Annotated in this window: 14 protein-coding genes; 2 read left to right on the top strand and 12 right to left on the bottom strand. The window is 30.5% G+C overall.

Annotated features, from left to right (window positions below; translation table 11 throughout):
- Nucleotides 1–89: 89 nt before the first annotated feature.
- The 12 genes from MNY28_RS11720 to MNY28_RS11665 form a co-directional block, all read right to left on the bottom strand.
- Nucleotides 90–971 (bottom strand): site-specific integrase, encoded by an 882-nt coding sequence (locus tag MNY28_RS11720; protein WP_346389952.1) that lies wholly within the window; start codon nt 969–971, stop codon nt 90–92.
- Nucleotides 968–1,183, bottom strand: coding sequence for a hypothetical protein (locus MNY28_RS11715; protein WP_346389951.1), 216 nt, complete (start codon nt 1,181–1,183; stop codon nt 968–970). The genes MNY28_RS11720 and MNY28_RS11715 overlap by 4 nt, the downstream gene beginning before the upstream one ends.
- 1 nt (nt 1,184) lies before the next feature.
- Nucleotides 1,185–2,684, bottom strand: coding sequence for a hypothetical protein (locus MNY28_RS11710; protein ID WP_346389950.1), 1,500 nt, complete (start codon nt 2,682–2,684; stop codon nt 1,185–1,187).
- Nucleotides 2,685–2,688: 4 nt separating this feature from the next.
- On the bottom strand, nt 2,689–2,904 hold the full coding sequence (locus MNY28_RS11705) for a hypothetical protein (protein WP_346389949.1): 216 nt from the start codon (nt 2,902–2,904) through the stop codon (nt 2,689–2,691).
- Nucleotides 2,905–2,964: 60 nt separating this feature from the next.
- Entirely contained in the window at nt 2,965–4,146 is a 1,182-nt protein-coding gene (locus MNY28_RS11700) for a hypothetical protein (RefSeq protein WP_346389948.1), read from the bottom strand.
- Nucleotides 4,094–5,326 carry a zonular occludens toxin domain-containing protein gene (locus tag MNY28_RS11695; protein WP_346389947.1) on the bottom strand — a complete coding sequence of 411 codons (1,233 nt, stop codon included), beginning with the start codon at nt 5,324–5,326 and terminating at the stop codon, nt 4,094–4,096. The genes MNY28_RS11700 and MNY28_RS11695 overlap by 53 nt, the downstream gene beginning before the upstream one ends.
- Nucleotides 5,326–5,754 (bottom strand): hypothetical protein, encoded by a 429-nt coding sequence (locus MNY28_RS11690; protein ID WP_346389946.1) that lies wholly within the window; start codon nt 5,752–5,754, stop codon nt 5,326–5,328. The genes MNY28_RS11695 and MNY28_RS11690 overlap by 1 nt, the downstream gene beginning before the upstream one ends.
- Nucleotides 5,754–7,472 (bottom strand): hypothetical protein, encoded by a 1,719-nt coding sequence (locus tag MNY28_RS11685; RefSeq protein ID WP_346389945.1) that lies wholly within the window; start codon nt 7,470–7,472, stop codon nt 5,754–5,756. Before MNY28_RS11685 ends, MNY28_RS11690 begins: the two co-directional genes overlap by 1 nt.
- Nucleotides 7,473–7,587: 115 nt before the next feature.
- The gene (locus tag MNY28_RS11680; protein WP_346389944.1) at nt 7,588–7,944 is read right to left on the bottom strand and encodes a hypothetical protein; all 357 of its coding nucleotides are present in this window, start codon (nt 7,942–7,944) and stop codon (nt 7,588–7,590) included.
- Between the two features lie 152 nt (nt 7,945–8,096).
- Nucleotides 8,097–8,219 carry a hypothetical protein gene (locus MNY28_RS11675; RefSeq protein ID WP_346389943.1) on the bottom strand — a complete coding sequence of 41 codons (123 nt, stop codon included), beginning with the start codon at nt 8,217–8,219 and terminating at the stop codon, nt 8,097–8,099.
- A gap of 384 nt (nt 8,220–8,603) precedes the next feature.
- Nucleotides 8,604–8,948: a hypothetical protein gene (locus tag MNY28_RS11670; protein WP_346389942.1), complete on the bottom strand. Its 345-nt coding sequence runs from the start codon at nt 8,946–8,948 to the stop codon at nt 8,604–8,606.
- 275 nt (nt 8,949–9,223) lie between these two features.
- Nucleotides 9,224–9,550, bottom strand: a complete 327-nt coding sequence (locus tag MNY28_RS11665) for a hypothetical protein (protein ID WP_346389941.1) — start codon at nt 9,548–9,550, stop codon at nt 9,224–9,226.
- 129 nt (nt 9,551–9,679) lie between these two features.
- Here MNY28_RS11665 and MNY28_RS11660 point away from each other — a divergent pair, with 129 nt between their 5' ends.
- Entirely contained in the window at nt 9,680–9,880 is a 201-nt protein-coding gene (locus MNY28_RS11660) for a hypothetical protein (protein WP_346389940.1), read from the top strand.
- Entirely contained in the window at nt 9,877–10,695 is an 819-nt protein-coding gene (locus tag MNY28_RS11655; protein WP_346389939.1) for a restriction endonuclease, read from the top strand. Before MNY28_RS11660 ends, MNY28_RS11655 begins: the two co-directional genes overlap by 4 nt.
- Nucleotides 10,696–11,118 lie beyond the last annotated feature (423 nt).

Here is an 11,118-nt window from a genome sequence, read left to right as displayed (position 1 = left end):
TTCGAATCTCTCCTCGTCCACCAGAAACCCCTAAAATACGAGCTTTCAAGCACCTTTTTAAAAATCAGTTTTTTTCTTGTCCTACCCCGTTAGACATATATCTCAATACTTCTGTCAAATTTATCGTTAAATCTTTCAATATAATTTACATAAACATCATAAACCATCTGCGTGTTAGCATGGCCTAAGAGCTGGGCAAGTTGTACAGGTGTTACCAAATTATTGTAAAGCATATTTGTAGCATATGTATGACGTGCATTGTACGGACGGCGATATTCAATCCCTAATTCTTTTAAAGAAGGCTTCCAAAACTTTTCCTGGAATACATTTGTAGTATTGTAAGGCTTATTATATTGCGTAACAAAAAGATATTCATTGTCATGCTTATTGTAGAGTTCTAATATATAAGGCTTCAAGAGCTTTATAATCGGAATCTCTCTTATACTATAAGTAGTTTTTGGTGTACTCTCGCCGTATCGGGAACGTGTACGCTGAACTTTTATAGTCATATTTTTTAGATCTATATCACTTTTTTTAAGAGCGATAATCTCTCCAGAACGCATACCGGTATAAAATGCAAAGGCAAGATAAAACCTGTAATTTTCGTTTGGCGTATTATTCATAATCATTTTTACTTCATCAGCATTGAAAGGAACGATTCGAGGAGTAGAATATTTCGGCAACCTAACTAATGAAACAGGATTTCGAGTAATTAACTCATCATATAAGGCTTCCTGGAGAATACCACGTAAAATAGATAAATATATACGTTTAGATTTACCGCCAATATCGGAAAGAGTAAGCAACCATTTTTTAATATTTGAAGGTTTAATATCCTGCACTTGCATATCTTGAAAAATAGGATTGATTCTGTCTTTTATGATATTTTTGTATTTATCAAAAGTAGAAAATTTTAAATCTTCTTTTTTGAATTCAAGATATAGAGATGAATAATAATGAAATTTACTCATACAGCAAACAAACCGCCAAGATATTTATACTTATTTTCTAAAATTTCATAATTACCAGGAAGTAAAAAATCTAATTCTATTTCACAACCTGGACCACTTTTAAAACTTAAACTTTTTGAATCAAAATATATATACATAAAATCATCCCACCAATCCAGTTTGATACAAACATTTTGAGAATAACAGATATATAAAGCTTCATTGCGAGTCATTTTAAAACACCTCACTTTCAATTTCTTCTTCTAATTCCTGAATGGCAGTGAGTTTCAGCCACTCACCCACATCATAACCACGCTGTATAAGTAAGTTACGAGTATTAATATAATGTTTATCGTCCACCGTATCTATATCCAAGCTATGAAAATATTGATACAACTCATAATCAGTCATTTGATACGGTTTCTTTTTTTGCACAATTAAAATATCAGTCAATGGAAGAGGCTCAATGCCAAGTTCTTTTAGTTTTTCATTGCCGGCATTATGTTCTTTTAGCTTAAAGTTGTAAGTCATATACTCTTTACCGTCAATAACCACCTCAATAGGCTTAGGCGAAATATCTTTATACACAGACTCAAAACCGCTATCAAGCTGTATTTTAGGCTTAAAATCATCTAATTTCAATCTAAAAAAATATTTTTGAAATAAATTAACAGATTTTGGAATAGAAAGACCATTATAATAAAAATTAAATTTAACCTCACCAATTCTATCCTTCATATCTATTTTTTCAGACCAATTAACCGGTTTAGGCACGTATAATGTACCAAATTCGTTTTCAATAAGTGCAATTTTATCGCTATCTTTGTAATAGTAAATATTTACTTCTTCACGGCGATACGCCTCTGTAAGCTCTTTAAGTTCATATTTACCCTGAAGCCGTCTATAAATTTCGAGATTGACAAAAGTACGTGACGTGTAGAACCTTGAAATGCCGTGATACAAGTACCATAACGTTAAATTTGATATATTTTTATCTTCTCTTAAATCGTCAAACGTCTTTAAAACATACTTCATTAAGTAATGCACCGGTTTTCTGATGTCAGTCTCTATCTGGCCCATAGGAGCAGGGTACAAACGTTTTAATGCTTTAACAACACGCTCTAATTTATCCTTAGGCACAAATAAGGACATATGGACATGAGGCGTGCCATCTTCATGTGGTTCCGTTACACGGAAATAACAACGTAACTTTTTATCAATAGAAGTATAAGAACGGTCCATGAAAAAACGCTTTAATAAATTTGATAATTTTTTAGAAGCCTCACGAGGACTAAATTTGTCAATAGGACTGAAATCCAAATCGGGCTCAACCATACCAACCTTTTGGATAACATTACAATTTAAAATCTTGTAACCGTTTATTTTAGTAATATATTTACGACCACCGAACTGCTTATTAAAAATCATAGTTTTGTCAATCTTAGATTTTGGATATTTGCGTTTCATCGGATGCCATACTGACGGGAGCGTAAGCGTAAACATTAAATTTACTAATTCATTCTCACGGGCATAATCGAACATATTCCAGGCTCTATGCTGTATTTCAGCTATATATCTATCAGAATTGTTATACGAGTTCTGAACGAAGTCTGCATAAGGCACAAATCTATCATTGTCAATCTTAACACCGTTTGAATTCATAAATTCAAGATTATTATGTAATTTTTTTAACGCATATTCTCTTTGATAAGAGGTTAAACCGTAATTTTTCATTTTGTCACTTCATTAATTTAATATTTTTTTTATAAGAACTATTAACACGTAAAGGACCAAATAAACAAGGACGCCCAATATAAAATAAATATGAAGTAAATAATCTATAATAACTATTACGCGGAGAAGTATTTAAATAAAACATAAAATCTCTTTTACGTCTATAAATAACCCAACGCTTAAACTTTCTAATTCTAAAATAATTTTGTCTTTTACTCATTGCCACTCCTTTAAATTTTGTCAAACAACTTTTTATAGATAGCCAAGACGGCTCCGCCTTTCACTCCCGCCCTCGTACCTCGGGCGGAAGCAAAAGAGCGTTTGCCGTACTATCAAGCACTTCAATTGCAATAGTTAAATTTAGTTTGCGTTCTGATTTATACTTATATTTGAAAAGTTCTCCCAGGTATGGAAGATTGGAAACAAAAGGAACGCTGTAAGTAGTAGTATCATGTTTAATACGCTTAATACCACTTAACAAAAGAACGCTGCCAAAAGTTAAATCTGTACTAGAATTCAAACGTCGTTTATAAGTCTCGGGCGTATTAGTAGGCTCTGAACCGGTAATCAAATCTTCAATAATCAAATCCAAATTAAGAGATAAATAATCATCATATATATATGCTAAACCATTAATTTTTAAACCAACATCACGATATTCAATACTTGTTTGAACACTGGTGTTTGCATTGTCAGTTGTAGTAGTTGTCACAAGATAAGGAATATTTTGCACAGCTTCAAAAACAAATTTTTGATTATTTTTTACTAAAACATAAGGAAATTGCTTTACATTTAACAAATTATTAGAATTTAAAAAATGTAATGCAGAATAAAAATTAAATTTAGAAATTGAAAGCGTATTGTTAGTGATAGGAGCAACGATAGCCGATATAGCACTTTTTGTAGCACCGTCAATGGTTTTATAAACACTGCCAAATTCTAAGCCCCGTTCATCAGTAATAGAACTTTGATATTCCAATATCATGATTTTCAATGTTACTTGACTTTGTTTTTTATCAACCATAGAAAGATATTTTTTCAAAATTGCAAATTTGTCATCATTAACCAACAAAACAAATGTATTACTATCTTTTAAATAATTATATTTAACCCCCATAGTGTCAAGAATAATCTTACAATCAGCAAAGCTATTATATTTTAATTGAAACAAATGTGACTTCATAGTCACTTCTTTATGCTTTTTGATAACATAAACATGCCCAAGCTTTCTCAAATAAAATCCGTTTTTATCTAAAGTCTGCTTGTATAATTTAAAAATATCTTTACTAGAAATTTTATCAGGCACATACAAAGAAACAGAAGCATTTATGTCTTCATCTATATATATGCTTTTTAATGTCTGTTTTGAAACCCTATCCGTAAAATCTACTAAACTAATGTTTAATAAATCATTTGCCGCTAACAGCACCGAACAAATTAATACTATCAGAATCTTTTTCATCTGTGTCACTCCTTTTTGAAATAAAATGATAAAAATCTTTAGAACTTGACAAATAAACTATAGTCAAATATTTACCAACTTTTTCATCATAATATTTATGTATATATTCCATATCAATAAATTTTTTTAATAATCTAGGAGGCAAATTTATTTCTTTATTAGAACAAGAAGAATAAGAACAGTTCAAAACAAAAAAAGACTCATCAGAAAAATTTGATTCAATTTCCTTATTAATAGAAAAAGTATTTTTATTTAAACCAGATGAAAGAGGTTTGGAATTTGAAACAGTCTGCCCAGATGGAAAATCTTTTTTAATTTTTTCCTCAACAGAGAATTTATAATATAGATATGCCAAAAGCAAAACTAATGAAAAAAGAAGAATCGCTATAATAATAAATTTTTTAATAACATTTTTAGATTCTACGATATCGCCAGACTTATAAAGTTTGAAAACTTCTTGACGTTTAGGAACTTTTTTAACTTCCACAAAAGAATCTTTTGTCATTCTAGAATCAGTATAATACATATAATTGAAATATTTTTTATTTAATGTAAGCGAAGAAGCTTTTGCTTTGTAAAAAGATTCGGCAAGTGGCTTGTATTTGCTATTTACCAAAGAGAGATTTTGCGTAATAAGATAAATATCATGATATAAATGCCTATGATATGTAAGCCACCAAACTTTTATTTTATTATCCATATCAAAAAAATTGTGACACTCATCAATAACAAATAATGATTTAAATATTTTTAACTCTTTTGCTTTTTCAATAAGTTCAGAATCAGAAGCTTTAGGGATCTTCTTTTTTTGCTTTGTAGAAGTAGAAATTTTTTCACGGTAGGCTTTTGCTTCCTGAAGTGTCATACCAGATTCTAATAATTCAGACAAAGATTTAAATGCAATATTTGAGTCTATTTCATCATCTGAATTTTGCTCTATGCCGTGAGCCATATTATATAGAATTTGCAACTTATCAAAAAATTCATCAAAATCAAGTTTATAGACATTTTTAGTCAATTTGAAATTGAATTCATTTATATTTGTATAGCAGTTTTTATAATCTTTTTTTAAAGTAAGTTTTGTTTTTTTAGGTATCTTTTTTGCAAAATTATCATATATAACATTTACACCAAAATATGTTTTCCCACTGCCTGGAATTCCTAAAAAATATGAAATCATTATGAAGCCGCCAATCCTAGCAATACACCAAGCTTGTACAACTCATCTTTAATAACTCCAAAAGCACCAATAGTGAACCTACCAAGATGAAAAACAAGCAAAGGAACAAGTGCAGCAAAAAACATGCTAATACCGTTTTGGATAGCAGGAGTGACACCAGTACACATAAGCATACCAAAAAAACAATCTAAACCTGTCTGCGTAGTAATAGTATTGATAATATTGACAGCCGAATTATACAGGGAAATAAAAAGCGTAATACTTGCAAAATAAAAAGCACTTACAAAAACAATAGTTCCAGCTGTAATAGTAAACTGAATACCAAGTATAACACCAAAAGTAACATATTTAAGAAGATAATTTTTTACAAATTTAACAAGATAAATAATGCCTGAGACTATAAAACCAATTGCAGTAAAAAAACCCATTATGAAAAACTCCTAAGCGTATATTTCAAAGAAAAGAAAAATACAAGAATCATAAAATAAATATTTAAAACTACATAAATAATAGGCGAAAGATATCCAAAACTACTGCACAAATCAAAAGATATTTCATGACCAAAAACAGTAGTCTTAAAACAATCAGAAGTTGAACCAGACGGCAAAACAGATGAAGGAGCCTCGCCATGAAAAAGTGCAATAGCTTCATCATATTTTGACTTCATAGAATCCAAAACATTTTTAGTATTCTCATAAAAATCTTTATATTGCTGAGTAGCACCATCCAAAAAATCTTTAGCAGCATTAAGCAAAGATAAATCTTCTTCCTTAACATCAATTAATTTTTCATCTTCAAATTTATCTTTAATATCATTCAAAATATTATTAGTAGTATTAATATCAGAACGTAAACCAGATAAATCGTTGCCGAGACCGACAATACCAAAAGCAGTGGACGATAAACTAGAATTTAAATCATTACTCAATTCAGCCTGTTTTTTAGTTGTCGCATTTGAAATTTCATTTGATATTTTTTGATTTTTTTCCTCATCAGTCAAATTTTCATCTGCTTTACCAAAAAAATCATAAGAACAATTCCCAAATCTGTCTTTATAGTAACCTTCTTTACAATCACACTCATTAGTAGTAGGATTATAAACTTCACCCCAAACACCATCACATTTTGGTTTTGGAACAATACAGGACAAAGTATTCTTAGTTATGACAATACCGTTATCTTCACAAACAGAAGAAGGATCAATAATTTTTCCACTCTCCTTGCAACTTGCCTCTAATGATTTTCTAAAATCATTACAAGGAGAACCTTTTACAGATTCATTTTTTGGAGTACAAGAAGTCTCAATAGTGGGCAAATCGTTTAAATTATCAGTACAACTAAAATTAAAATTATTTAAATCAGTGTCACAATTAAAAACTTCTTTAATAACAGTAGGAGTATATTCAGAACATGGAACAATTTTATCTTCAACAACAACACAAGATTTTAAATAAACATCCCAAGACAAAACACCAGAAAAACCTTTGGAATAATCATTAAAAACTGTACCAGGAACACAATCACTTTCAGGAATATTTACAACCAAATCTTTTTTTATACATTTATTATCAGAATTAACTACTTCATCAGAAGAACAAACAGTTCTTTTTTCATAATATCCTTGATCACAGATAATGGAACATAATGTATAATTTGGACTGGTTTGCAAACTTAATTCTAGAGAAGGAGCATAACCCTTTATATCAAAACCTGGTAAAGTCATAGCCGCAGAAATAGGAGCACATGAACCACCGCTAGTAGGATAACCCGTTAAATTATCTGGAGGCGTATCAGTACAAACAGGTTCAGGAGTACATTGACCAGTTGAACGGTCGTAAATTTCGCCAAGTGAACAAGGTTCAATATAATCATAATCAGTATAATCACGGTGATAATTATTGGAATCAATAGATGAAAAACAATAAAAAGTTCTATTAGAAAAATATTGCGAGTCAGCAACAGAATGATTTTCCTGATAAATATCTTCAGAAACAGTACCACGAGAAGAAACCTTGTAAAACCAAGACTGAGTATCAGTGTCAATTTTAAACTCAGCAGAAGGAGAATAAACACATGAAGGATTTGGATAAGGCTCAGAATACAATAATGTGTTAAAAATTAAAATAAAAAATAATAACTTTTTCATAATCAATGCCTAGTAAGTGCCAAAGCTCCAAACAATGGAGCTAAAACTATTGTAAGATTTAAAAATATAGAAGCAAAATAATTTATCGTTGCCATATCTGTAATTTCAAAATAAATCATTTTTCTTTACCTACCTGCATAAATAAGATAATCGTAAAAAACATAAACACAAAACCGAACAAAAGCCCTGTAAGAGCCTCAAGGAAATGCCAGTCTTTTACATCCATTCCAAGAATTAACCAGGATTTTGGTTTGCAAATAGAATTATCTGCATCCCATGTATAACCAAAATGTAAATCTTTAATAGTATTATTTTCAGAAGTAGAAGCCCAAGTAGAATCAGAAGAACGAAGATAATATATACGACCAGACTTTAGATAATAATCTTCTATACAAACAGGATAATCTTTGTCGTAGAAGAAAGAAGCGGAAAGACTTGACAATAAAAAAGAGATAATAAGTATTTTTTTCACAATCAAACCTTTTGATACAGGGGAAAAATCCCCTATTTTTTAGCCATATGTATGGCTTTGTTTATACCCCAAAAGACGCCAAGTGATACCAAAATAATTGACATTAATTGAATCAATCCGACAACGTCTAAAGAGGGCATATCAGGCATTTACTAGCCTCTGTTCCCGAAAGAAATAGCTTTACGAACACCCCAAAGAGCCGCAACAGCAACTAAAACCAAAACACCGACTGCCGTAGCGTCTTGTACGTTAAATGCAACAGATGATAAATCCATCTTAAACCACCTTTTAATTTTTTTTTGCAGGTCGTGAAACTCTGCACTGAATAGTTCACGCTACTCAATGCAAAATTCCAATACTTAAGAACTTTTAAGTTCAGATATCATTCTATCTCTTACAGCTCTTAATCTATCAATCTGTTCTTTGTAATCTATACCAAATTTGTTTTGAATATAAACCAATCTTGTTATCTCTTCCTGGTAAGCTCTTATTAAACTCTGATTCAAAATAATTCTCCTTATGCGGTTTAGGGGAGAGAGTTGCCTCTCTCGGCACTTGTTAAGAAGTTGGAAATAATCTTGTTTTCCAGTTCTTGACAAGCATATAAACTCGGGGCGGTGCCACAACGGCTACGCCTCTACCCTGCGGGTGCTTTGTCGTTAAGACTTCTTAGACTGCTCTTTTCTTTTGAACTTGGAATAGTCGAGCGGATTTTTTTCAAGCTCAAGCACAGGCATAGAACGATCGGCATAGAACTTAACTCCCCACTGGTCCACTTTTGCAGTATAGGCAATGGCGATTGTTTTTCCTATCTTTTCTTTGAGTTCGTCATAATACTCTTCATCAACATTAACCGTTTCAACAGATACTTTTCTGAAACCCTCTTCGTCAATACCGTCAAACATTACTGTTAAATCAGTGCTGTACTTAACTTTCTCTGTTTTTCTATCTACCATTTCAATAGGCTTTACTTCTAAAAGCTGTCCAATCATGTGTGTTGTCATCTGTCACTCCTCAGTGAATTAATTTTTAACTTAACTACTGTCATAATTAAGTATTTAGAAAGCTAGAGTGAGTTTTTTTACATTTAAGGGAAAAAATAAACCCTCTTTTGACTAACGGTCTAACTCTCTAAATACCTAACAAGTCACTTTTATTATTTAACCCCCGAGAAGTGACTGACGGGGAGAGCGTTAGAGTTTTTAACGTCTTCATGCTCAAATGGACGTGGTACCGACCGACTTACATCAAACTGAATTAACTCTTTTGTGATTGCGGGTTAAATAGTGGAAACAACTTTTAAATTATCCCCATCTGATTGAATCTGAACACCTAAGACTAATTTATCTTTTGAATCATAAATATCTAAACAACGAGAATATTTATAAAGCATAACTCTATGAGATGAAATATTGAATTTTTGTGATTTAAGTCTTTTTTTGATATTATGGCTATCAGAAGTGACATTATTCTTTTTATGAACAACGTTAGAAGATTTTACAGAACAGTCTATATATTGCATAAACTCATTTGTAGGGGATAGTTCCATGTTTAAGAATGGTTCTATCAAAGACGGTCTTTTAATGTTTTCTTGTTTTACTTGCATTTTGTCACTCCTTAAACACAATTATTGTGCTTTATTTATAATAATAATACAATAGTTGAACTTTGATATAGCTTAAAATATACTATAATACACAATTATTGTGCATTTTTTTTGTAAAAGGATAAATAGTTGAATAGAGAAGAACTGGCAGATATTCTAAACGTAAGTAAAAATACATTAAGAAATTGGGAAAAAGATAAACCCGACTTAGTAAGACTTATAAATCAAGGCTTAGCACTAGACTTATCTATAGAAGAAACACGTAAACACCTGGAACGACTTGAAGCAATAAAAGAAAATGCCAGCTCTGGAAAATTTAATTTAAAATGAATGCAACAGGAGTATTTCTTTTATTTTTAGTACTCATAGCAATACAAATATTTTTAAAACCTAAGAAAAATAAATATAAAAAAAACAATAAAGGAAATAACATGAGTCAAAAAGAAGAAACAATCACAATAAAGATGATAGGAGAACATTTCAAAAAATCATCAAGAGAAATAAATAAGATATTTAATGAATTAGGTTGGATAGAAAAAAGAGACAGATGGTGGATATTGACACTAGCTGGAGAAAACAAAGGAGGAAAAGAACTATATAATCCTAAAAACAAAACCAAATATACAATATGGAATAAAAAAATATTAAATGATACACAATTAATAAATAGAATATATGATTCATCAAAAGAAAATATTAATTCAAAGCAAACACAAGGTTATGATAATCTATATAAAAAAAACAAACCAAAAATGACTAAAACAGAAAAAAAGAAAAAAGGAGATGAATACGAAAAATATATAGCTGATTTTTTTAGAGAACAAGGGTATTATGTTTGGGAGCATGGAAAAGAAAAAGGCGTTAAAGATAAAAATATTGATTTGTTTATAAAAAAAGATAAAAATATATATTTTGTACAATGCAAAAACTGGGAAACATGGAAAGTAGATCATAATAAAATAAAAGCAACTAGAATGGATATATTAGACTATTTAGAAGAAGATAAAATACTAAAAGAAATGATTAATAATTATAATTGGAAAATTTTATATATAACTTCAAAAGAATGTTTAACTAAAGCCGCATATACTTATATACAAAAAAACAAAGACATAATAGAATATCAAGTTATACCAATGGCATAGTAGCCAGAGGGGTAACTAATCCCTCTGTTTTGATTAATGCAATAATGGTACAAAGACCATAAACACTAAAAAGACTACTATTATTTTGGAATGCAAAACATCTCCTTATTACAAGAGTTCCCACCCACACCACAAACCAACCATAAAAAAATGGCAAAAAAAAAGGCTAGAACCGAAGTCCTAACCTAAAATCTCTTGTAAGTCTGTTAGTTAAGCAGACTAGGAGTGTTTTGCATTCACAAAGAAAGTATATCAAAGTATGAATAATATGTCAAAGAAACAAAATAAAAGGGTAGGTTTTTTTCGAATCTCTCCTCGTCCACCAGAAACCCCTAAAATACGAGCTTTCAAGCACCTTTTTAAAAATCAGTTTTTTTCTTGTCCTACCCCGTTAGACATATATCTCAATACTTCTGTCAAATT

This window comes from Sulfurimonas sp. NWX367, assembly GCF_039667065.1.
Lineage (GTDB): Bacteria > Campylobacterota > Campylobacteria > Campylobacterales > Sulfurimonadaceae > Sulfurimonas > Sulfurimonas hydrogeniphila.
This window is presented reverse-complemented; position numbering and strand designations above follow the sequence as displayed.